This is a genomic window from Paraburkholderia sediminicola (assembly GCF_046026895.1).
In the GTDB taxonomy this organism is placed as follows: domain Bacteria; phylum Pseudomonadota; class Gammaproteobacteria; order Burkholderiales; family Burkholderiaceae; genus Paraburkholderia; species Paraburkholderia sediminicola_C.
On record NZ_JAQQEU010000030.1, the window covers coordinates 38,625 to 59,955 of the forward strand.

The 21,331-nt window shown below is 65.2% G+C and carries 20 protein-coding genes and 1 pseudogene; 14 read left to right on the forward strand and 7 right to left on the reverse strand.

Annotated elements, in window-relative coordinates:
* Nucleotides 1–18: 18 nt before the first annotated feature.
* Nucleotides 19–225, reverse strand: coding sequence for a hypothetical protein (locus PQR02_RS21195; RefSeq protein ID WP_408235293.1), 207 nt, complete (start codon nucleotides 223–225; stop codon nucleotides 19–21).
* Nucleotides 226–361: 136 nt separating this feature from the next.
* Between PQR02_RS21195 and PQR02_RS21200 the strand changes: the two genes are divergently transcribed.
* Nucleotides 362–2,758 (forward strand): GNAT family N-acetyltransferase, encoded by a 2,397-nt coding sequence (locus tag PQR02_RS21200; RefSeq protein WP_408235296.1) that lies wholly within the window; start codon nucleotides 362–364, stop codon nucleotides 2,756–2,758.
* A gap of 194 nt (nucleotides 2,759–2,952) precedes the next feature.
* Here PQR02_RS21200 and PQR02_RS21205 read toward each other — a convergent pair whose 3' ends face one another.
* Complete coding sequence (locus tag PQR02_RS21205; RefSeq protein ID WP_408235299.1) at nucleotides 2,953–3,498, reverse strand: hypothetical protein; 546 nt, start codon at nucleotides 3,496–3,498, stop codon at nucleotides 2,953–2,955.
* 130 nt (nucleotides 3,499–3,628) lie between these two features.
* The gene (locus PQR02_RS21210) at nucleotides 3,629–4,423 is read right to left on the reverse strand and encodes an IclR family transcriptional regulator (RefSeq protein ID WP_408235417.1); all 795 of its coding nucleotides are present in this window, start codon (nucleotides 4,421–4,423) and stop codon (nucleotides 3,629–3,631) included.
* 266 nt (nucleotides 4,424–4,689) lie between these two features.
* Here PQR02_RS21210 and PQR02_RS21215 point away from each other — a divergent pair, with 266 nt between their 5' ends.
* The 9 genes from PQR02_RS21215 (at nucleotide 4,690) to PQR02_RS21255 (ending at nucleotide 13,752) form a co-directional block, all read left to right on the forward strand.
* Nucleotides 4,690–5,739 (forward strand): sugar ABC transporter substrate-binding protein, encoded by a 1,050-nt coding sequence (locus tag PQR02_RS21215; RefSeq protein WP_408235302.1) that lies wholly within the window; start codon nucleotides 4,690–4,692, stop codon nucleotides 5,737–5,739.
* The gene (locus PQR02_RS21220; RefSeq protein WP_408235305.1) at nucleotides 5,736–7,259 is read left to right on the forward strand and encodes a sugar ABC transporter ATP-binding protein; all 1,524 of its coding nucleotides are present in this window, start codon (nucleotides 5,736–5,738) and stop codon (nucleotides 7,257–7,259) included. The genes PQR02_RS21215 and PQR02_RS21220 overlap by 4 nt, the downstream gene beginning before the upstream one ends.
* Complete coding sequence (locus PQR02_RS21225; RefSeq protein ID WP_408235308.1) at nucleotides 7,249–8,304, forward strand: ABC transporter permease; 1,056 nt, start codon at nucleotides 7,249–7,251, stop codon at nucleotides 8,302–8,304. Before PQR02_RS21220 ends, PQR02_RS21225 begins: the two co-directional genes overlap by 11 nt.
* A 25-nt stretch (nucleotides 8,305–8,329) precedes the next feature.
* Complete coding sequence (locus PQR02_RS21230) at nucleotides 8,330–8,656, forward strand: UxaA family hydrolase (RefSeq protein WP_211611760.1); 327 nt, start codon at nucleotides 8,330–8,332, stop codon at nucleotides 8,654–8,656.
* 42 nt (nucleotides 8,657–8,698) lie between these two features.
* Nucleotides 8,699–10,009 carry a UxaA family hydrolase gene (locus tag PQR02_RS21235; RefSeq protein ID WP_408235312.1) on the forward strand — a complete coding sequence of 437 codons (1,311 nt, stop codon included), beginning with the start codon at nucleotides 8,699–8,701 and terminating at the stop codon, nucleotides 10,007–10,009.
* Between the two features lie 146 nt (nucleotides 10,010–10,155).
* Nucleotides 10,156–11,196, forward strand: a complete 1,041-nt coding sequence (locus tag PQR02_RS21240; protein ID WP_408235315.1) for an aldo/keto reductase — start codon at nucleotides 10,156–10,158, stop codon at nucleotides 11,194–11,196.
* 7 nt (nucleotides 11,197–11,203) lie between these two features.
* Entirely contained in the window at nucleotides 11,204–12,034 is an 831-nt protein-coding gene (locus PQR02_RS21245) for an amidohydrolase family protein (protein WP_408235318.1), read from the forward strand.
* 73 nt (nucleotides 12,035–12,107) lie between these two features.
* Nucleotides 12,108–12,851 carry an SDR family oxidoreductase gene (locus PQR02_RS21250; protein WP_408235321.1) on the forward strand — a complete coding sequence of 248 codons (744 nt, stop codon included), beginning with the start codon at nucleotides 12,108–12,110 and terminating at the stop codon, nucleotides 12,849–12,851.
* A 52-nt stretch (nucleotides 12,852–12,903) separates the two neighbouring features.
* Nucleotides 12,904–13,752, forward strand: coding sequence for an ureidoglycolate lyase (locus PQR02_RS21255; protein ID WP_408235324.1), 849 nt, complete (start codon nucleotides 12,904–12,906; stop codon nucleotides 13,750–13,752).
* A gap of 103 nt (nucleotides 13,753–13,855) precedes the next feature.
* Here the strand turns inward: PQR02_RS21255 and PQR02_RS21260 are convergent.
* Nucleotides 13,856–14,017: pseudogene (locus PQR02_RS21260) on the reverse strand (aspartate aminotransferase family protein); the annotation flags it as partial.
* A gap of 19 nt (nucleotides 14,018–14,036) precedes the next feature.
* Complete coding sequence (locus PQR02_RS21265) at nucleotides 14,037–14,471, reverse strand: PaaI family thioesterase (RefSeq protein WP_408235327.1); 435 nt, start codon at nucleotides 14,469–14,471, stop codon at nucleotides 14,037–14,039.
* A gap of 265 nt (nucleotides 14,472–14,736) precedes the next feature.
* On the opposite strand from PQR02_RS21265, the gene PQR02_RS21270 reads away from it, so the two are divergent.
* Complete coding sequence (locus tag PQR02_RS21270; protein WP_408235330.1) at nucleotides 14,737–16,359, forward strand: methyl-accepting chemotaxis protein; 1,623 nt, start codon at nucleotides 14,737–14,739, stop codon at nucleotides 16,357–16,359.
* 112 nt (nucleotides 16,360–16,471) lie between these two features.
* Here the strand turns inward: PQR02_RS21270 and PQR02_RS21275 are convergent, their stop codons facing one another.
* Nucleotides 16,472–16,675, reverse strand: coding sequence for a cold-shock protein (locus PQR02_RS21275; RefSeq protein ID WP_102632542.1), 204 nt, complete (start codon nucleotides 16,673–16,675; stop codon nucleotides 16,472–16,474).
* 228 nt (nucleotides 16,676–16,903) lie between these two features.
* On the opposite strand from PQR02_RS21275, the gene PQR02_RS21280 reads away from it, so the two are divergent.
* Nucleotides 16,904–17,179, forward strand: a complete 276-nt coding sequence (locus PQR02_RS21280; protein WP_408235333.1) for a hypothetical protein — start codon at nucleotides 16,904–16,906, stop codon at nucleotides 17,177–17,179.
* A 206-nt stretch (nucleotides 17,180–17,385) separates the two neighbouring features.
* Here PQR02_RS21280 and PQR02_RS21285 read toward each other — a convergent pair whose 3' ends face one another.
* The gene (locus PQR02_RS21285) at nucleotides 17,386–18,495 is read right to left on the reverse strand and encodes an AGE family epimerase/isomerase (protein WP_408235420.1); all 1,110 of its coding nucleotides are present in this window, start codon (nucleotides 18,493–18,495) and stop codon (nucleotides 17,386–17,388) included.
* A gap of 296 nt (nucleotides 18,496–18,791) precedes the next feature.
* Here PQR02_RS21285 and PQR02_RS21290 point away from each other — a divergent pair, with 296 nt between their 5' ends.
* Together PQR02_RS21290 and PQR02_RS21295 are read left to right on the forward strand one after the other, a co-directional pair.
* Complete coding sequence (locus tag PQR02_RS21290; RefSeq protein WP_408235336.1) at nucleotides 18,792–19,478, forward strand: MgtC/SapB family protein; 687 nt, start codon at nucleotides 18,792–18,794, stop codon at nucleotides 19,476–19,478.
* A gap of 133 nt (nucleotides 19,479–19,611) precedes the next feature.
* Nucleotides 19,612–20,988, forward strand: coding sequence for a hypothetical protein (locus tag PQR02_RS21295; protein WP_408235339.1), 1,377 nt, complete (start codon nucleotides 19,612–19,614; stop codon nucleotides 20,986–20,988).
* The last annotated feature ends 343 nt before the right edge of the window (nucleotides 20,989–21,331 follow it).

The window sequence follows — 21,331 nt, forward strand, 5'->3', positions numbered from 1 at the left end:
ACGCGCCCGCGTGCGCCGTTACTCGATCGTCAACACTGCGCCGCGCATCCAGTGCCCGACAGTCTCGACATTCCCATGCGCCGCATGGCGTTGCGTCACGTCGAGCCAGTAGCCGAAAAGGCCGACTACTTCGATGCCGTTGTCCGCACAGCGATCACCAAGCGGCGGCGCCGGACCTGAGTCATGATGAACTGACGAAAGCCCGGATGACAGTGCGCGGCGCATCCAGCGCCGCCGCTCCGCTGTTGGACGAATTTCACGACCCGCAGGCCGACACGCCGCGCAAACGCCCGACTTCGCCTATGCTGACTGTGACGCGCGCCGCACGGCCCTCGCGTCTTCTCCTCTCCGCGGAGCGCCCGTGACCGTACGCAATCTCGACGCCTTGTTTCGCCCCCGATCCATCGCCGTGATCGGCGCCTCCGAACGACCGGGCAGCACCGGCGCGATGGTCTGGGCGCGCGTGCTGGAAGGCGGCTTCGAGGGCCCGTTGTGGCCGGTCAACCCGAAACACGCGAAGCTCGGCGCGTACGCCGTGATCGGCGACGCCGGCGATCTGCCGCAAGCGCCCAGCGTTGCGCTGATTTGCACGCCGCCTGCCACCTGGCCGGGGATCGTCCATAAACTCGGGGGCCTGGGCACGCGGGCGGCGATCATCGTCGGCCACGTGCGCAGCGATGACGACCGCCTCGCGTTGCGGCACACGCTGTCGGCGGCGCGGCCGCATCTGCTGCGCATTGTCGGGCCGGGCAGCCTCGGGATGGTCTCGCCCGCGCTGCGCGCGCACCTGGGCGCGCCGTCGTGCACGGTCAAGGCCGGCGGCGTCGCGTGGGTGTCGCAGTCGAATGCGCTGACCAATGCGGTGCTCGGCTGGGCGCATGCGCGCGGGCTCGGTTTTTCGCATGCCGTCGCGCTCGGCGACGAGGCCGACGTCGACGCCGGCGACGTGCTCGATTATCTGGCCAGCGATCCCGGCACGCGCGCCATTCTGCTCGAACTCGATACGGTGCGGGCGGCGCGCAAGTTCATGTCGGCGGCGCGGGCGGCGGCGCGCAACAAGCCGGTGCTGGCGCTGCGCTCCGGCCGCGCGGACCCCGCCGATGGTCTCTACACCGCCGCGTTCCGGCGCGCGGGCATGGTGCGCGTCGATGCACTCGACGATCTGCTCGACGAAGTGGAATCGCTCGGCGTCGGGCGCGTGGCGGCGGGCGCATCGGCGACGCTGATCACCAGCGACCGCGGCCTCGCCACGCTCGCCTGCGACGCATTCGCCGCCGCTGGCGGCATGCTCGCGCCGTGGCCGACCGAAGCGTCGGACGCGTTGCAGCAGGCGCTGCCGCACGCGGTCGGCGGCAATCCGCTGCAACTCGGCGACGACGCGCGTCCTGAGCATTTCGGCACCGCGCTCAAACTGCTCGCCGAGCATCGCAGCAGCGGCACCGCGTTCGTGGTCCATGCGTCGACACACGGCGCGCCGGTTGGCGAGGTCGCGCAGGCCCTGATTGCGAATCAGCGTTTCGCGTATCGCGGCTTGCTCGCGTGTTTCTTCGGCGGCCTCGACGCCGCCACCCGCGATGCGTTGCACGCGCAGGGCATTCCGGTTCATACGACACCGCAGCGCCTGGCGCGCGCGTTCGCGCGGCTGGTCGATTACCGGCTGGGCCGCGAACTGCTGATGCAAACGCCGGAAGGATTGCCTGCGCAGATTCCCGAAGCGATCGACGTCGCTCAGGCGCAAGCTTGCGCCGCGGTGGCGGGTGGCGAGCGCGAACTGTCTGGGGAAGCGGCGGCGCGGTTTCTTGAGAGCTTCGGGCTGCGGGTTGAATCGCAGGAAGGCAACGCCGGATCGTCCGGACAAGCGATAGTCGATATCGCCATCGAGCTTCACGACGACGACAACTTCGGGCCCGTGTTCCACTTCACTGTGCCGTCGGCCGATGGCATATCCGAGGCGCTGCGCGTCTACGGCCTGCCGCCGCTGAACCCCACACTCGCGCGCGACCTGATCATGCGCTCGCCCTACGCGCGGCAGGCCGCGCCGGCACCGGCGCTGGCCGCGCTGACGGCGCTCTCGCAAGTGGTCTGCGAGGTCAGGCAGATCGGCGGCCTGTCGTTGTCGTTGAGGGTCTACAGCGATCATGTGACGGTGGTCGATCCCGTGCTGAAACTCACCGCGCAGCGCAGCCGCCTCGCGATCGTGCCGTATCCGCGCCGCTTCGAAGAGACACTCGACTGGCAAGGCTTGCGGCTGACGGTGCGGCCGATCCGTCCGGAGGACGAGGCCGCGCATCATGACTTGGTCGAAGCGATGACGCCCGAGGATTTGCGCTTGCGCTTTTTCGGCTCGGTGGGGAGTTTCGATCACTCGCAGCTCGCGCGCATGACGCAGATCGACTACGACCGCGAAATGGCGCTGATTGCGACGGTGACGAGCGAAGAGGGGTTCACGCGCACTTTGGGCGTGGTGCGCGCTGTTGCCGATCCCGACAACGAAACCGCTGAATTCGCGGTGGCGGTGCGCTCGGACCAGAAAGGGCGGCGGCTTGGTCGATTGCTGATGGACCGGATCATCCGCTATGCGCGGGCGCGCGGCATTCATTGGCTGGTCGGCGAGGCGTTGCGTGAAAACACGCCGATGATTTCGCTTGCCAAAGCCAGCGGCTTTACGGTCACGCGAACCGAGGACCCCGGCGTGGTTGGGTTTCGTATGGCGCTGGATGAGGCGCGCGAGAACGGCGCGCAGGCTCCGCGTGCGTGAAGGGCGGTATCGGAGACGGATCATTGGCGCGCCGTTTAGGACGCAACTAACCGCCTAAAGCGGCGACAGTGCGAAAAGATCGACGCGCCGCCTGAACGGCTGAGACGTGAGAGATGTCCCACGCCGCAAGAAGCCCGAACGGCTTCTCGTTGCGCAAGAAGCCTTAACGGCCCCTCACGCTAAAAATCAAGTCCTCAAACCGCCAGCTTCGCCGCAGCCTCATCGACCTGCGCGCGCGTCACCGCCAACTCGTCGAGCCAAGTCTGCGCATACACCGCACCGGTCTCCCGCTCCAGACGCGCGATGGTCATCGCGCAACGGTTCGCGTCCTTCAGCGTCGCGATGAACGGTTTCACCGACTGGCCTTCCTTGAACGCATCGAACAGCGGCACGCGAATATCGTCGGGCAGCGGACGCGTCGTCCACTGGTACGGCTTGCCGTTGAAGGTGAACGACGGCGGCAGCACGCGCTCTTTCTTCGCGGCCGGAATCAGGCCGTAAGTGCGCGCGGCCTCGCCGATCTGCTCCGGCGAAAACAGCTCGTCCGGGCTGATGTCGAATTGCTGGATGAAGGTTTCGATGCTTTGCATCGCCGCCGCGCGGTCGTCGCGGCGCTTTTGCGCGTGAGCGACGATGTCGCGCAGTTCGTCGGCTTCTTCAGGCGTGATCGTGAAGCTCGACTGCTTCTGCTGGAGTTCGGAAAAACGCTGGAATTCGGAATCGGTCAGAAGTTTCGCCATTGCTTGTCGATGGGCGCGCATGAGCGAACCCATGCGGCGTAGATTTGAGAGGGCCGCCATTCTAAACCATGTGCGCAGGCGCTCGTCTTTCGACGGGCCGCCGCGCTAGTCCACTTTTCAGCTATTCAGGTCAGGCGGCTTGCTCGCGGAACATCGACAGCGCCTGCACGGTCTCGCGCAGCAAGGCGGTGGCCGCTTCGAGCGTCGGCGCGACGTATTCATCGATACGCCGCAGATACGGGCAGGTGAGCACCGCGATCGCGTGGCCGGACGGCCCCTGGATCGGAAACGTGACGTCAGTCACGCCGAACGTCTGCTGGCTGTCCTTCTGCGAAAAGCCCGCCGCACGAATCCGCTCGCACGCCTGCTCCAGCGCGTCGCGGTCGATCGTGACCTCGCCCTTCACTTTCGTATGCTCGGCCAGCATCTGCTGACGCTGCTCGATGCTTTGAAACGCCAGCATCACGCGGCCCGAGCCCGTGTCGATCAAGCCGACCCGCGAGCCGAGCCGCACCGACATGCCCCACGTGCCCGGCCCGTCCACCTGGGCGATCACCAGCAGGTTGCCCCGGTCGTACACCACGAGATGACACGACTGTTCGGCGGCATCGGCAAAGCGCTGCATCAGCGGCAGCGCTTCGGCGATCAGCCGGTTCATCGGCGGATGACGATGCGCGAGCGCATACAGCTTCAAGCTCAGCGAATAGCGGTCGCCCGCCGCCGAGCGCACCACGTACTGCCGCGCGACCAGACGCTGGAGCATCCGGTACATCTCGCTCGCATTGCGGCCCAGCAGCTTGGTGATTTCGGCGCGCGTCAGTCCTTCTTTCTGCTCGGCGAGCAGTTCGAGGATGTCGAGGCCTTTGTCGAGCGCGGGAGCCCGGTAACGGTCGTCGTCGTCTTTGTCTTTGTCTTCGGCTTCCATCGTCAGCGAGGTTCCGTGGGGATTTCTCATTATCTGGCGCGTGAATGTAAGTGCGTGGGGAATCTTCGGCAAGCAGTCCGTAGTCCAGGGAAAACACGGGGGGCTTGCTGCAGTGCGGATCCCTTGACTTCAAAAAGTTCGTATATGAATAATACGTTCATTGGTGAATGAACGCACACCAATATTTGATAAGAAAGCGCAGGACGAAGTGCCGGCATCCATGACCGGTTCACGCAGTTCAACAACGCATCGCAGGAGACAGCCCCATGCCGTTCGTTAAACGACCGCACCCGGCCCCCCGTCTGTTCCGTTGTTCCCTCTTCACTGTCGCGGCCGCTGCGTGCGTCGCAAGCGCTGCCCTGAGCGGCGCCGCGCAAGCCGCCGACACCGGCAAGATCGGCCTCGATCTGCCGCTGCTCACCTCGCCGTTCTGGCAGTCGTACAACAACTACCTGCCGACGTACGCGAAGGACATGAGCCTCGACATCCTCGCGCCGGTCAATTCGAACGGCGATCCGGCGCAGCAGATCACCGACATGAACAATCTGCTGAACCTCGGTTCGAAGGGCATCGTGGTCGGGCCGCTGGATTCGGCGGCGATCAGCCGCGCGCTCGACGCCGCCGCCGCCAGGAACGTGCCGGTGGTCGCCGTGGATGTCGCGCCGACGCAGGGCAAGGTCGCGATGGTCGTGCGCGCCGACAACCGCGCGTACGGCGACAAGGCGTGCAAATATATCGGCGAACACGTGAAGTCGGGCAAGGTCGTGCAGATCATGGGCGATCTCGCATCGGTGAACGGGCGCGACCGGTCAGAGGCGTTCCGCGCGTGTCTGAAAGGCTATCCGGGGCTGTCGCTGCTGGAGATTCCGGCGAGCTGGAAGGGCGACGTGGCGGCCACCGCGCTCGACAGCCTGCTGACCGCGAATCCCGACGTGAAGGCGATCTACATGCAGGCGGGCGGCGTGTATCTCTCGCCGACGCTGCAAACCTTGCGGCGCAAGCAGATGCTGTTTCCCGCCGGCGATGCGAAGCATGTCGTGATCGTGAGTAACGACGGCATTCCTCAGGAGTTCGACGCGATCCGCCGTGGCGACATCGACGCAACCGTGTCGCAGCCCGCCGATTCGTACGCGAAATACGGCCTGTTCTATATCAAGGCCGCGTTGGCCGGACAAACCTTCAAGCGGGGCCCGACCGATCACGGCAGCAACATCATCCAGCTCGCGCCTGGGGTGCTCGAAGACCAGTTGCCCGCGCCGCTCGTGACGAAGTCGAACGTCGACGACAAAGCGTTGTGGGGCAACACGGTCAAATGAGCGAGCCGACGCCATCCGTGCTGCCGGTCGTCGAAGCGTTTGAAGTCACCAAACGCTTCGGCTCGACGCCCGCGCTGAAAGACGTGAGCATCCGCGTGATGCCCGGCGAGTCGCATGCGCTCGTCGGGCGCAACGGCGCGGGCAAGTCGACGCTGGTGTCGATTCTGACCGGCCTGCGCAAGCCCGATACCGGCGAGGTGCGTTTCGGCGGCGTACCCGCGCCGTCGATCGCGGACCGCGACGGGTGGCGCGAGCGCGTCGCTTGTGTGTATCAGCATTCGACGATCATCCGCGAGTTGAGCGTCGCGGAGAATCTGTTCATCAACCGGCAGCCGGTGCGCGGCGGCATGATCGATTGGCAGGCGATGCGTCGCGACACGCGCGTATTGCTCGACCACTGGAAGATCGACGTGCGCGAGGACGCGCGCGCCGGCGATCTGACGGTCGAGGCGCGGCAACTGGTGGAGATCGCGCGGGCGCTGTCGTACGGCGCGCGCTTCATCATCCTCGACGAGCCGACCGCGCAACTCGACGGCGACGAGATCAAGCGCCTGTTCCGGCGCATCGGCGAGCTGCAGCGCGAAGGCGTGACCTTCCTGTTCATCTCGCATCATCTTCAGGAGGTCTACGAGATTTGCCAGGCGGTGACGGTGCTGCGCGACGCGCGGCATATTGTCAGCGCGCCGGTGTCCGCGCTGCCGCGCGAGCAGCTGATCGAAGCGATGACCGGCGAACGCGGCGGCCTCGCCGTCGCCGACGCGGCCGCGCGCGACGCGTTGCCCGCCGATACCGCGATTGCGCTGCAAGTCGACAACCTGGCCGGCGCCGATTACGAAGGCGTGTCGTTCACCGTCCGGCGCGGCGAAGTGGTTGGCTTGACGGGCGCGACGAGCAGTGGCCGCACCAGCGTCGCCGAAGCGGTCGCCGGTTTGCGCGCGGCCAAACGCGGCGCGGTCAGCGTCGACGGCGTTGCGTTGCCGCCCGGCGACGTGCCTGCGGCACTGGCGCACGGCATCGGCTGCGTGCCGAAGGACCGGCATCACGAAGGGCTCGTCCTGACGCAATCGGTCGCGGAAAACGCGTCGATGACGATCGCGGGCCTGCTCGGCAAGTTCGGCATCGCACCGCCCGCGAAGAAGCGCGCGTTCGGCCAGCAGATGATCGACGCGCTCGGCATCGTTGCGCAAGGTCCGGAACATGTCGTCTCGGGACTGTCGGGCGGCAATCAGCAGAAGGTGGTGATGGCGCGCGCGCTGGCCACCGACCCCAACGTGCTCGTGCTGATCGACCCCACCGCCGGCGTCGACGTGAAATCGAAAGAAGCCTTGCTCTCCGTCGTGGATCGCGTGCGCGAAGAGGGCAAGGCCGTGCTGGTCGTGTCCGGCGAGCTCGACGATCTGCGCACCTCTGACCGCGTGCTGGTCATGTTCCGTGGCCGTGTCGCGGCCGAATTTCCGGCGGGTTGGCAGGACCACGACCTGATCGCATCCGTTGAAGGAGTCAGTCTTCATGAAGAATAGCGTGCCCAGCCCCGCATTCAGCGCGGCGCAAGGCCCAGCGCAACCGCAGGCCGCCGCAGCGGCGCCGCGCGGCAAGCGCGCCCGCTCCGAACTCGCCCGCCTGCGCGATCTGGCCTTGCTGCCCGCGCTGGCTCTGCTGATCGTGATCGGCGCGTTCGTCAGCCCGAGCTTTCTGACGCGGGCCAATCTGATCAGCGTGCTCGGCGCATCGGCGGCGCTTGCGCTGGTCGTGCTCGCGGAATCGCTGATCGTGCTGACAGGCAAGTTCGATTTGTCGCTCGAATCGACGGTCGGCATCGCGCCTGCCATGGGGGCGATGCTGGTGATGCCGGCGGCCTCCGCGGGCTTCGGCATGCAATGGCCGGCGGCGGTCGGGCTGGTCGCGATCGTGGCCGTGGGCGCGCTGATCGGCTTTATCAACGGCTTCCTCGTGGTGCGTTTGCGGCTGAACGCGTTCATCGTCACGCTCGCCATGTTGATCGTGCTGCGCGGCATGCTGGTCGGCGCGACCAAGGGCGGCACGCTGTTCGACATGCCGCCGTCGTTCTTCACGCTCGCCACCACCATCGTGTTCGGCCTGCCCTTGTCGGTATGGCTGGCAGCGGCGGCTTTCGCGATCGCCGCATTCGTGTTGCGCTATCACCGCCTGGGCCGCGCGCTGTATGCAATCGGCGGCAATCCTGAAGCGGCGCGCGCGGCCGGGATTCGCGTCGAGCGCATCACGTGGGGCGTGTTCGTGCTCGGCAGCATGCTGGCGTCGCTGGGCGGACTGATCGTGACCGGCTATGTCGGCGCGATCAACGCGAATCAGGGCAACGGCATGATCTTTACGGTGTTCGCGGCCGCAGTGATCGGCGGCATCTCGCTCGACGGCGGCAAGGGCACGATGCTCGGCGCGCTCTCCGGCGTGCTGCTGCTCGGCGTCGTGCAGAACCTGCTGACGCTCGCCCAGGTGCCGTCGTTCTGGATTCAGGCGATCTACGGCGCGATCATTCTCGGCTCGCTGATGGTCGCGCGCCTCGCGAGCGGCGAAGGCCAGAACTAATGTCCACGCATCACGGAGACCTCACTTGACCAGCCGTCCATTGCAAACCGACCCGCGCCTGATCCTGCTCAGTCCCGCCGACAACTGCCTGATCGCGGCGGCCCGGCTCGACGCGGGCACGCAGGTCGAGATCGAAGGCGAGCGCGTGACGCTGACCAAAACCATCGACCTCGGTCACAAGGTGGCGCGCCACGAACTCGCGAAAGACGACAAGGTGCTGCGCTACGGCGCGGTGATCGGCCACGTGACCGAAGCGGTCGCGCGCGGCGCGCATCTGCATACGCACAACCTCGAAAGCGACTACTTGCCGACCTATACGCACGACGCGGGCCACGAGTTCGTCCATCACTGACAGGCGCACAATCACGCGGCCTCGTGCCGCGCTGGAACCATCATGACTGACACATCCGTAGCAACCGCCGCGCGGCAGCCGATGCTGCAAGGCTATCTGCGCAGCGACGGCCGCAAGGGCATCCGCAATGTGGTCGCGGTGGCTTATCTGGTCGAGTGCGCGCATCACGTGGCGCGCGAGATCGTCGCGCAGTTTCGCGAGCCGCTCGCCTCGTTCGACGACCCGTCGGCTGAACGCGGGCCGCCGGTGCATCTGATCGGCTTTCCCGGCTGCTACCCGAACGGCTATGCGGAGAAGATGCTGGAGCGGCTCACCACGCATCCGAACGTCGGCGCGGTGCTGTTCGTGTCGCTCGGCTGCGAGAGCATGAACAAGCACTATCTGGTCGACGTGGTTCGCGCGAGCGGCCGTCCCGTCGAAGTGCTGACGATCCAGGAAAAGGGCGGCACGCGCAGCACGATTCAATACGGCGTCGACTGGATTCGCGGCGCGCGCGCACAACTCGCCGCGCAGCGCAAAGTGCCGATGGCGCTGAGCGAACTGGTGATCGGCACGATTTGCGGCGGCTCGGACGGCACCAGCGGCATCACCGCGAACCCGGCGGTGGGCCGCGCGTTCGATCATCTGATCGACGCGGGCGCGACCTGCATCTTCGAGGAAACCGGCGAACTGGTAGGCTGCGAATTCCATATGAAGACGCGCGCGGCGCGGCCGGAACTCGGCGACGAGATCGTTGCGTGCGTCGCGAAGGCGGCGCGCTACTACTCGATCCTCGGGCACGGCAGCTTTGCGGTCGGCAACGCGGACGGCGGCCTCACCACGCAGGAAGAGAAATCGCTCGGCGCGTATGCGAAGAGCGGCGCGTCGCCGATCGTCGGCATCATCAAACCCGGTGACATTCCGCCGACCGGCGGCCTCTATCTGCTCGACGTAGTGCCGGACGGCGAACCGCGTTTCGGCTTTCCGAACATCAGCGACAACGCGGAGATCGGCGAGCTGATCGCGTGCGGCGCGCACGTGATCCTGTTCACGACCGGACGTGGCTCGGTGGTGGGCTCGGCGATCTCGCCGGTCATCAAGGTGTGCGCGAATCCGGCCACGTACCGCAACCTCGCCGGCGACATGGATGTCGACGCCGGCCGGATTCTCGAAGGCCGCGGCACGCTCGACGAAGTAGGCCTCGAAGTGTTCGAGCAGACGGTGGCGGTGTCGGGCGGCGCGGCGTCGAAATCGGAAACGCTCGGGCATCAGGAATTCATTCTGACTTACAAGACGTTCGAGCCGGTTGGGCCCGCGTGCTTGCCGTCGAGCGGCGCGTCGGCGGCACGCGTTTTCGCGATCGAGCCGCAGTGAGGTGCAGTGGGCGCAGGGTGCGCGCTCGTATTCGGCAGGCGATGGACGCGATGGGCAAATCCTGTCCGCGCATGGTAAAAACATAAATAGGATCGGAGTCGGCGCTAAAGCGCCAACTCCGGTCGACATACGAGGAGACGCGCTCAATGACGACAACGATCGTTTCAAAGATTGGCCAGCGGCGCCGCATCGGCCGCAGTGCATTGCAGGTGAGCGGATTGGGTCTCGGCACGGCGCCGTTGGGCGGCCTGTACCGCGATCTGTCCGATGAAGAGGCTTTTGCGACCGTCGCCGCCGCCTGGGACGCGGGCGTGCGCTACTTCGACACCGCGCCGCTCTACGGCAACACGAAGGCCGAGCATCGTCTGGGCGACGCATTGCGCCGCTATCCGCGCGGCGACTATGTGCTGTCCACCAAGGTGGGGCGCCGCTTCGTGCCGCGCACCACCCCGTTCGACAACCGCGAAGGCTGGCAAAACCCGCTGCCCTTCGAAGCGATCTACGACTACACGCACGACGGCATCATGCGCTCGTTCGAAGACAGTCAGCAGCGCATGGGCCTCGTCGAAATCGACATTCTGCTGGTGCACGACATTGGCCGTGTCACGCACGGCGACCAGCATCCCCATTACTGGCGGCAACTGACCGAAGGCGGCGGTTTCCGCGCGCTCGACCGCTTGCGCTCAACCGGCGCGATCAAGGCAGTCGGCCTCGGCGTCAACGAAGGCGCGGTCATTCTCGACGCGATGGCCGAGTTCGATATTGATTGCGCGTTGCTCGCGGGCCGTTATACGCTCCTCGAACAGAACACGCTCGACGACCTGTTGCCGGCCTGCGAAGCGCGCGGCGTCAGCATTCTGTTAGGCGGCGCGTTCAACTCGGGCATTCTTGCTCGCGGCGTCGAGGGCGATCTGAAATTCAACTACGGCGCCGCGCCGCCCGAAGTGATCGAGCGTGTTGCACGTCTTGAAGCGGTGTGCCGCGCGCATGGCGTGCCGCTGGCCGCCGCCGCATTGCAGTTTCCGTATGCGCATCCGGCGGTCGCCTCCGTGCTGACCGGCGCGCGCAGCGCCGACGAAATGCGCGAGAACGTCGCGTCGTTCGGGCAGCCAATCCCCGCGAATCTGTGGTCCGCATTGCGCGACGAAGGCCTGCTCGACGCGCGCGCGCCCGCGCATGAGGATTGACTCGACAATGTTCATCGACGCTCACCAGCACTACTGGGACCCCGCGCGAGGCGACTACGACTGGCTCACGCCGGAAATGAAGATCCTTTATCGGCCGTTCGGCCCGGCGGATCTCGAGCCGTTGCGCGAGAGAGCGGGCATCGAGCGGACGGTGGTCGTGCAGGCCGCGCAGACCGTCGACGAAACGCGTTACCTGCTGGATCTCGCGCGCCATGAGCCGTCGATTGCGGGCGTGGTCGGCTGGGTGCCCTTGCTGTTGCCCACGGCGCCCGCCGTGATCGAGGCGCTCGCGCGCGAGCCGAAGTTCAAGGGCGTGCGGCCGATGCTCCAGGATCTGCCGGACGATGCCTGGATCGCGAACCCCGATCTCGCACCGGCTATCGAAGCGCTGATCGCGCACGACCTCGCGTTCGACGCGTTGATTTACACGCGGCACGTCGAGCATTTCGAAACCTTCGCCATGCGTTTTCCCGCACTGCGCATCGTCGTCGATCACGGCGCGAAGCCGCCGATCCGTGACGGCAGCGCGGGCTACCAGACCTGGCTCGATGCGATCACGCGCATGGCCGCCCTGCCGCATGTGCATTGCAAGTTGTCGGGCCTCGCCACCGAAGCATCGCCTGGCTGGACCGAGGACACGTTGCGGCCCTATGTCGAACACTTGCTGAGGTCGTTCGGTCCGGCGCGCCTGATGTGGGGCAGCGACTGGCCCGTGCTCGATCTGAACGGCGACTATCTGCTCTGGCATTCGGTGGCGACCACCTTGCTCGCGTCGTTGAGCGATGCCGAGCGCGACGCGGTTTTCGGCGACAACGCCGCCGCGTTTTACCGCCTTTGATGACTGGAAGAGTCAGCAGGACACAAGCAGCCTATAAGCAGCCTACCAGCAGCCCATTCAAATGGAGTCGTAGATGACACAAAGACTGGCCGGCAAAACGGCCCTGATCACCGCGGCAGGACAAGGCATCGGTCTCGCCACCGCGGAACTCTTTGCACGCGAAGGCGCGCGCGTGATCGCCACGGACATCCGCATCGACGGACTGGCCGGCAAGCCGGTCGACGCGCGCAAGCTCGACGTGCGCGACAACGCGGCGATCCAGGCGCTGGCCGCGGAGATCGGCCCGGTCGATGTGCTGTTCAACTGCGCGGGCTTCGTGCATGCCGGATCGGTTCTCGAATGCAGCGAAGAGGATTGGGACTTCGCGTTCGACCTGAACGCAAAGGCGATGTACCGTACGATCCGCGCGTTCCTGCCCGCGATGCTGGAGAAGGGCGGCGGCTCGATCATCAACATGTCGTCGGCGGCGTCGAGCGTGAAGGGCGTGCCGAACCGCTTTGCGTATGGCGCATCGAAGGCCGCGGTGATCGGGTTGACCAAGGCCGTTGCCGCCGATTTCGTCACGCGTGGTGTACGCTGTAACGCGATCTGCCCGGGCACGGTGTCGTCGCCGTCGCTCGAACAGCGGATCGCCGCGCAGGCCCAGGCACAAGGCGCGACGCTGGACGCCGTGCAAGCCGCGTTCGTCGCGCGTCAGCCGATGGGCCGCGTCGGCAAGCCCGAGGAGATCGCGGCGTTGGCGCTGTATCTCGCGTCCGACGAATCGTCGTTCACCACGGGCCAGGCGCATGTGATCGACGGCGGCTGGTCGAACTGACGCGCACCGATTTGCGAACCGAACATTACTGAACGTAAAGGGAAGTACAACGATGAAACTGCTTCGTTATGGGCCGAAAGGCCAGGAAAAGCCGGGCCTGCTCGACGCGCAAGGCAAGATTCGCGATCTGTCGAAAGTGGTCGGCGATATCGACGGCGCCGCGCTGACCGACGAAGGTCTCGCCAAACTGCGCGCGCTCGACCCGGCGTCGCTGCCGCTGGTCGAAGGCAATCCGCGCATGGGCCCGTGCGTGGGCAAGATCGGCAAGTTCATCTGCATCGGGCTGAATTACGCGGACCACGCGGCGGAATCGAATCTGCCGGTGCCGGCCGAGCCTGTCATCTTCAACAAGTGGACGAGCGCCATTTGCGGCCCGAACGACGACGTCGAAATTCCACGCGGCTCGAAGAAGACCGATTGGGAAGTCGAACTGGGCGTGGTGATCGGCAAGCCGGCGAAATATATCGACGAAGCGAACGCGCTCGACTACGTCGCCGGTTACTGCGTGATCAACGACGTGTCGGAACGCGAATGGCAGATCGAACGCGGCGGCACGTGGGACAAGGGCAAGGGCTTCGACACGTTCGGCCCGATCGGCCCGTGGGTCGTCACGCGCGATGAAGTCGCCGATCCGCAGAACCTGAGCCTGTGGCTCGAAGTGGACGGCCATCGCTACCAGAACGGCAACACGAAGACGATGGTGTTCGGCGTCGCGAAACTGGTTTCGTATGTGTCGCAGTGCATGAGCCTGCAACCGGGCGACGTGATCTCCACCGGCACGCCGCCGGGTGTCGGCATGGGCGTGAAGCCGAATCCGGTGTTCCTGAAGCCGGGTCAGACGATCCGCCTCGGTATCGAAGGTCTCGGCGAGCAGACGCAGAAGACGTACGCGGCGGAGTAACGCAGCGGAGTCAACCTCGCGCTCCGTCAACTGCGTTGCCGATGCAAAAGGCCGTTCCCGCGTGATGCGGGAACGGCCTTGTAGTTTCCGGCGCCGCGATTTTTCAGACGCGCGGTTGCGCAAGCAGCTCGACGGGTCGGTCAATGTGCTCGTCTTGCGTGCGCGACGATGAGACGCTGATGCGAAACGCGGGCCGTCCTTGCCAGACCGAACCGCCGAACCACGTTTCGGCGGATGCTTGGGCCGCTTCACAAACCGCAACCGTCTACCCCGAACGGGGGTCGTCAACTCGCCGGTTCGTGTTCGCCGTTTTCGCCGATCCGGTTGACCGTGCCTTGCGCCACCGCGACGAGTCTTTCGCGATTGCCTTCCGTCACATAGATGTTGCATTGGCAGGTCGCCTGGTGCCGCCCCGCGTAGACGACCTTCGCGCGGGCGACCAGCGTGCCGTTCATCACCGGGCGCAGATAGTTGATCTTGTATTCGCCGGTCACGACTTTCGGCCCGAGCGACATCGCGCCCGCGAACGTCAGCGCATTGTCGGCCAGATAGCTGAGCACGCCGCCATGCACGAAGCCATGCTGCTGCCGCAGCTCGTCGCGGATCGGCAGGCTCAAGGTGAGCTCGCTGGTGCCCGTGTGCATCAACTCTGCGCCTAGCAGCATGCTGAACGGCTGGGCATGCAGTGCGCCGCGCGCCCGGTCGAGAAGGTCGGTCATCGTGATTCCTTCGGGCAAGGCCCGCGGTGTCATCCGCACGGTGTGCGTTGAAGTCCCTACCCACTCTAGGAAGCGTGGATGCGCCGCGTCAAGGTGATTCGGAAAAAAGTGTGCCGCATTCTTGTGCGAAACGATCCCAATAATGACGTTGACCGATGAAAAGGGCGTGTAAGCCGATTTTTGATGAAATTGATCTCAAGCTACGCATGGCCTTGCCGTTAACCCTTATGCAGCTCCCGTCATTCTTTTGCTTTAGGTGTTCTTGATGTTCAGCAAGATCAAGGTCGCATCCGGCCTGTTATGTGTTCTGGCCGCGTTCTGCGTCTTTCAGCTTGTCACGGTGGGTCTCGGCTTCTGGTCGCTTACGCGCACCCATGACGACGTGGGTGATCTGTCGAACATTGCTTTGAAGCAGGTGGACGCGGTCAACGAAACCACCCAGCGGTTGATGGACGCGCGCATCAACCTGTCGCGCGCCGGCACGCGCATGGTGCGGGGCGGCGCGGAGCCGACGGACATCGTGCAGCACGCGCGCGAGCAGCTGACGGCCGCCGATCAGTCGTTTGCCGCGTTCATGAGCGCGCAGAAGACCAGTGACGAAAACAGCGCGCGTGCCACGGCGCTCGCCGAGCGCTATAAAAAGCTGCACGACGCGCTCGCCGAACTCGTGCAGTTTCTCGACTCGAACAACCTCCAGGCCTTCCTCGATCAGCCGACCCAGTCGCTCCAGGACGCCTATCTCGCCGAGTCGCAAAACTTCGTGCAATTCGGCGACGCCGCGAGCCGCGCGTCGCTCGATTCGATCGACGCCCGCATGGCGACGTTTCGCGTCGTCAGCGTCTTGATCCTGCTGGCGCTGGTGGGCGGCACGTTCGCGGTCCACGCGGCGTTGCGCCGGGGCGTGGTGGCGCCGCTGGAGGAGGCGGGGCGCCACTTCGACCGGATCGCGCAAGGACGCCTCGACCAGCCGATCGCCGTGCGCGGCACCAACGAGATCGGCCGGCTGTTCTCGGGCCTCGCGAAAATGCAGGCGAGCGTCGCGCGCACCGTGCAGAGCGTGCGCGAATCCGCCGACTCGATCCATCTGGGCGCTGATGAAATCGCCACCGGCAACGCCGATCTGTCGGCGCGCACCGAAAACCAGGCGGCGTCGCTCGAAGAAACCGCGTCGAGCATGGAGGAGCTGACAGCGACCGTGCGACAGAACGCCGATCACGCCCGCCAGGCCAACGCACTTGCCGAGACGGCGCTCGAAGCGACGTCGCGCGGCAGCGAAGTGGTCAACGAGGTGGTCGACAAGATGCACGGCATTGCGCAAAGCTCGGACAAGATCGCCGAGATCATTTCGGTGATCGACGGCATTGCGTTCCAGACCAACATCCTCGCGCTGAACGCGGCCGTCGAGGCGGCGCGCGCGGGCGAGCAGGGCCGTGGCTTCGCGGTGGTGGCGGGCGAAGTGCGCGGCCTCGCGCAGCGCAGCGCGCAGTCGGCGAAGGAAATCAAGACCTTGATCAGCGAATCGGTTGCGGAGATTCAGGGCGGCTCGACGCTGGTCGAGCATGCCGGCGAAGCGATGAGCAACGTGTCCGCCTCCATTTCGCGCGTCACGCAGATGATGGCGGAAATCAGCGCGTCGTCGCTGGAGCAGAGCACGGGCATCGAGCAGGTCAACCAGGCGGTGGTGCAGATGGATGAGATGACGCAGCAGAATGCGGCGCTCGTCGAACAGGCCGCGGCGGCGGCGGCCTCGCTGCATCAACAGACGCAGCAATTGAAACAGGCAGTCTCAGTGTTCGAAATTTCTGAAACTGTGTTGCGCACGCAACAACTCGATGAGATGCGCGCGCCGAATAGGGAATCGGGCTTGTCCGAAATGCGCGCGATTTAAACCAGGCAGGCGCTTAAAAACAAGGCATTTTTCCAAAGAAAATGGCCCGCGAAAGCGGGCCATTTTGCATTAGACGCAAGCGCCTAAGGGTGCCTCAAAGTACCTTGGGTACTTAGGCCGGCTGGATGTTTGCAGCCTGCTTGCCCTTCGGGCCTTGCTTAACTTCGAACGACACCTTCTGGTTCTCCTGCAGGGATTTGAAGCCGCTGCCTTGAACTTCCGAAAAGTGTGCGAACAGGTCTTCGCCGCCGTCGTCCGGCGTGATGAAGCCAAAGCCCTTTGCATCGTTAAACCACTTCACAGTACCTGTTGCCATTTTTGATCCAGTAAATGTTGTGTGTTGCATTCGCGACCGCTATTTCTCAACACGAGATCGACGCGAAGGGAGAGTTGTATCACGTCTTTATGACGGACGCCAACCAACCCGTATCCGGGTATTCCCCCGTTTCGGCCCTTTTGAGCCCTCCGAAAGCATTGGGAAGCGATTGGAAGAGCGATCCGCCTGGTAGGGTAAACTGCTTGTATTACTTTTCCAGGAAAAACATTGACACATTATCTGCAAGAAGAACTCACGTCGTTCTGGAGTCGTTTGACCCCCTATCTCGCGATATTGGAGTCTAAATCCCCTCAAGAAGGCGCCCCGGACCCGGTCGGCCGAATTACCGTCGATACCGAAGACCACCAGGCTTTTGCCCTTCACACCACCGATCGCAAGCCGCACGGCGATACATCGAACATTCCCACCGGACAAAGCGCAACTTATATGCGTTTTAAATCTTCCGACGCCGATTGGGGACCCTGGCAGCGCGAAGCGTATTGATCGACCGAGCGGTCGGCTTTGATGCCGGCTCGGGTTTGCGAGACCGTCGGCGACGTTCGGCGGGCCTCGCGATCAGTCGCCTTTTACCATTTCCTGAACATTCGGCGCTCAGCCTTTCCTTGCGCTGCGGCGGGTTCGCTCGCAAAAATCATTCGGCTTGGTGCGAACCCAGCGCACGAAGGTGCCGCGTAACGGCGCGCAGCCGCTCAGGCCGGCAACGCCGCGTAGGCGGTGGCGAGGTGATAAGGCGTGGTGGGCGGCATGTCGGCGCGCACAACGTCGCCGGTCGGCGTCTTGCACTCGAACCAGCCCTGCGGATGCAGAAAGCGTTTTTGGAACAGTTCGATTTGCCGGGGCAGCGCCGCGCGCACGGCCGGGTCGTCGTGACAGGCCAACGCGCGCAGATATTCCGTTTGCGCCCAGATCCGCTGCGTGGCGTCCTGGATCGCACCGGTTTCGTCGAGCGATGCGCAAACGCCGCCGCTTTCCCGGTCCACGCCGTGCAGCTGCGCAAAAGCGAACGCGCGCGCCATCGCTTCTTTCAGGCCCGTGCCTTCGAACAGACCGCCACCCTGCCTGACCAGCCAGAACCACTCGAACTGGTGTCCCGGTTCGAGGTAGTTGCCGCTCGTGCCAATCGGCAATTCGGCGATGCAGCCAGTCGGCGTATGCACGAAGTGATGAGCGACCGCGCCGGCCAGACGGCGCAATGCCGCGCCGAACACGTTGTCGCGCGTGGCTTCGCAGGCGGCCAGCCAGGCCTCGGTCAGATGCATCAGCGGATTCTGGACCGGCGTGCCGCTGACACTGCCGAAGTCAGCCGTCAGCGCGGCGTTGAACAGATCCCCGTCGGCCGCGAAGTTAGACTGGATCAGCGCCGACGTGTTGTGCACGAGATTGAGCGCATCGCGGTCGCCGGAACGCTGCGCGTAGTGCGCGCACGCGAACACGACGAACGCATGCGTGTACAGGTCCTTGGTGGTGTCGAGCGGCGCGCCTTGCGCGTCCACGCTGTAGAACCATCCGCCGTGGATTGGGTCCTGAAAGGTATGCCTGAGCGAATCGAACAACACTTTTGCATGCTCCGTGTCGCCGGCTTGCGCGAACACGAACAGCTGTCGTGCGCAGGCCATCGTCCGGTAGCGCTCGACGGGCAGCGGGGCGTGGTCCTCGGCGCTGACCGCCTCGTAGGGCAGCTTCAGCGCGGTGTTGAAGCCCGGGCCGCGCCAGAGGGGCAGCACTACGCCCGTGAAGTGATCGCGCAGTGCGGTGGCAACAGCGATCGTCGAAGCGGCGGTAGGGTTCATGCTTTGCATAGTCAGGTTGGCCAACGGAGGAGTTGCTAAGCGTCCACGGACTCGATCCGCCGCCTGCGCCGTTGCGTGACTCCATGGCACGGAGCGGCGCAGGCGCGGCAAACGCGCTGGAAAGCAACGGATGCTAACCGGTTTGCACGCGGACGGCATCGGCATTCGCATGGGCATGCGCGCTGCGACTGTCAGCGCAATCGACGCGGCGGCGTGCGGCTTAGCATAAAGCAAACGGCCCCGCCGACACATCAGAACATGTGCGCAACGCACTTCAAATAATTCCCGACAAGGACGAAAAAGCAATGCTTGGGAATGTCGAACTCATCTCCCGTCTGGTGCTGGCCGCGGCGCTCGGCAGCGTCATCGGCTTCGAACGCGAACGGCTCTCGTGGGCGGCGGGGCTGCGCACGCACATGCTGGTCTGCGTCGGCTCGGCGCTCATCATGATCGTGTCGGCTTATGGTTTCGCCGAAGTGCTCACCGTCGATCACATCGTGCTCGACCCGTCGCGGATGGCCGCCCAAGTGGTGTCGGGCATCGGCTTTCTCGGCGCGGGCTCGATCCTGCTGCGCGGCGAAATCGTGCGCGGGCTAACCACCGCGGCAAGCCTGTGGTCGGTCGCCGCGATCGGCCTTGCGGTCGGCGGCGGACTGTACGCGGCGGCGATCGCGGCGACCGTCATCATTCTGATCATCCTCGCCGGCATCAAGCCGCTCGAACGGCGCTTCATCACGGTCAAGCAACGGCGCCAGCTGACGATGATCGTCGAGCGCGGCAGCGTGACCTTTCACTCGCTGCACGACGAACTCGGCGCCGCGAGTCCGCGCGTCAAACAATTCGTGATGCAGCAAAGCGACGACTCGCCTGAGTGCGACGAAGTCATGCTGACCTTGCATCGCGTGTCGAACACGGAATACGAGGCGATCTGCGCGCGCTTGCGTCAACTGCACGGCGTAAAGCAGTTCCGGCAGGACGAGATGTCGTCTTAAAAAGGGGAAAATCCGCGGCGAATGCCTTCGGCGGGTGCCGGCGACCATGCGACAATGCGGTCTCGAAAAATTCCAACGGCATTGACGAGCGGAACTCGGCGCCCGCTTTGCGGCAACGACCGCTTTTTTCTCTATGGCAGATTCCGTAGCATCCACACAGTCCCGGCCTCGCCAAGCCGCTTCGAAGAAGCGGCGCCAGGCCACCGTCTCCACGGAAACCGAAAACAAGCTGGCGCGCGCGGCGCGCTCGGCGCAGCGTCTCGCGCAACTGAGCGGTGGGTCGCGCGACGACAGCACGCTCGACCTGTTCCCCGACGATCCCACCCGCGCCACGCTGGAAGCGATGAACATCGACATCCGGCAAGGTACGCTGCACGGCTTCGAATTGCCCGATGTGGTGCTGGCTGCGGTGGGCGCGATGGACGCCGGCGACGGCACGTCGCTCGACGCGAAGGGCGCGCGCCGCGCACCGCGTGCCGGTAGGGCAGATGAGCCAGCGCCTGTGAATCCGGAATTGAGCGGGCTTGAGATCGAGGCGCCGGCGCCTGTAGTTTCCGCTGCCTGCGGATCGGGTTTGGCGGAGGTGAAGGCGGGTATCGAGATGGCTACCGAGGTGGGCTCCCGAAGGGCTGCGGAAGAGAAGGAAAAACCGGCTGCCGTGACCCGCGATTCGGCTGCGCCTCTCACGCCTGCGATGGCGGCCGCAACCGTCGCGCGCAGCGTGACCGCGCTGCGTCAGGCGGCCGAACCGGGCGCGCAGGTCGATTCTGCGGATGCAGCGGCAACTGGCGGCAGCAAGCCGCCGCAACGCGTTGCCGCGACGTTCGCGAAGGCCGCGGCGGCTTCACGGGAAACGGCTGCTGCTGAAGACGAAGCGGCGAGCAAGCATGCTGGCGGCGCTTCGGCGCAAGCGGGCGCGGGGCTTGCCGGGTCGGTCGAGCAAGCCGAGTTGAAGGCGGGTGCGCAGGTGTCGGCCAATGCGTCGGCATCCACAGCCGCCGTCAACGCCGCGTTCGCCGCGCCGTGGCGAGAAGCACAGCGCGCGGAAGCAGCCGCGGCCGCGCTGCGCGCCGCGCCGGAACTCGATCGTGCACGGGCAACCGCCTTCGCCGATACCGTCGACGCGTTATATGGGGTGATCGCCGATCAGCGCCGCGCCGCGACGGATCATTCGCGCCGCATGAAATGGATGCTGTCGATCGTGGTCGGTGCGCTGCTGGTCACGGTTGCGATCGGCATTGCGCAGACCCTGCTGCTGATGCGTCTGACGCGGGAAACCACGGCCCAGCAGCACCGCATCGAACAGATGATGCAGAACCAGCAGGCCGCCATGGCCAGCCTGGTGGATACCCGGGTCGCGATGGCCAATGCGGCAGTGGCCGATGCCGCTTCCGCGGCCGCGACGGCGCCCCCCGCCGCCCCGCAGCAGCCGGGCGCGACGCAGCCCCATATCAAGCGCAATTCACGAGCGCAGCATGGGCATAGGGCGAAAGCGGCGACCCTGAGCTGATCACAACGTCACCGCCGCGCTGGCTAAGCCGGCTGCGGTGGCGCGCTTCTCCGGACCATTCAGCCGCCCGATACCCCACCCGTTCCGTCAGATAGACGCCGTATGGCATCCGCCCACGGCCACCCCTCTGACAACCCCGCTCCCCGCTTTACATTCTGCCTGCTGCCGCGCAGCCGAATCGAACGCCGGGGACAGCGCGATGGTCACCGCCGTCGACGCCGCCGCCGCCAATCCGCGCAAACCGGCGACTGGCGCCCGCCGGCCGGCGCGCAGCCGCAAGCCGGTGCCGGCCATGCTGCAATAGCCGAACGCATCTGGACCTGGAAATCAGAAAGAAGGGACG

Coding starts and splice junctions, on each gene's coding strand:
- PQR02_RS21220 (WP_408235305.1), top strand. CDS start 5,736: ATGAGCGAGCCGACGCCATCCGTGCTGCCGGTCGTCGAAGCGTTTGAA.
- PQR02_RS21225 (WP_408235308.1), top strand. CDS start 7,249: ATGAAGAATAGCGTGCCCAGCCCCGCATTCAGCGCGGCGCAAGGCCCA.
- PQR02_RS21275 (WP_102632542.1), bottom strand. CDS start 16,675: ATGGCAACAGGTACTGTGAAGTGGTTTAACGATGCAAAGGGCTTTGGC.
- PQR02_RS21285 (WP_408235420.1), bottom strand. CDS start 18,495: ATGCAAAGCATGAACCCTACCGCCGCTTCGACGATCGCTGTTGCCACC.
- PQR02_RS21195 (WP_408235293.1), bottom strand. CDS start 225: ATGCGCCGCGCACTGTCATCCGGGCTTTCGTCAGTTCATCATGACTCA.
- PQR02_RS21245 (WP_408235318.1), top strand. CDS start 11,204: ATGTTCATCGACGCTCACCAGCACTACTGGGACCCCGCGCGAGGCGAC.
- PQR02_RS21205 (WP_408235299.1), bottom strand. CDS start 3,498: ATGGCGAAACTTCTGACCGATTCCGAATTCCAGCGTTTTTCCGAACTC.
- PQR02_RS21295 (WP_408235339.1), top strand. CDS start 19,612: ATGGCAGATTCCGTAGCATCCACACAGTCCCGGCCTCGCCAAGCCGCT.
- PQR02_RS21240 (WP_408235315.1), top strand. CDS start 10,156: ATGACGACAACGATCGTTTCAAAGATTGGCCAGCGGCGCCGCATCGGC.
- PQR02_RS21290 (WP_408235336.1), top strand. CDS start 18,792: ATGCTTGGGAATGTCGAACTCATCTCCCGTCTGGTGCTGGCCGCGGCG.
- PQR02_RS21250 (WP_408235321.1), top strand. CDS start 12,108: ATGACACAAAGACTGGCCGGCAAAACGGCCCTGATCACCGCGGCAGGA.
- PQR02_RS21235 (WP_408235312.1), top strand. CDS start 8,699: ATGACTGACACATCCGTAGCAACCGCCGCGCGGCAGCCGATGCTGCAA.
- PQR02_RS21255 (WP_408235324.1), top strand. CDS start 12,904: ATGAAACTGCTTCGTTATGGGCCGAAAGGCCAGGAAAAGCCGGGCCTG.
- PQR02_RS21215 (WP_408235302.1), top strand. CDS start 4,690: ATGCCGTTCGTTAAACGACCGCACCCGGCCCCCCGTCTGTTCCGTTGT.
- PQR02_RS21210 (WP_408235417.1), bottom strand. CDS start 4,423: ATGGAAGCCGAAGACAAAGACAAAGACGACGACGACCGTTACCGGGCT.
- PQR02_RS21265 (WP_408235327.1), bottom strand. CDS start 14,471: ATGACCGACCTTCTCGACCGGGCGCGCGGCGCACTGCATGCCCAGCCG.
- PQR02_RS21270 (WP_408235330.1), top strand. CDS start 14,737: ATGTTCAGCAAGATCAAGGTCGCATCCGGCCTGTTATGTGTTCTGGCC.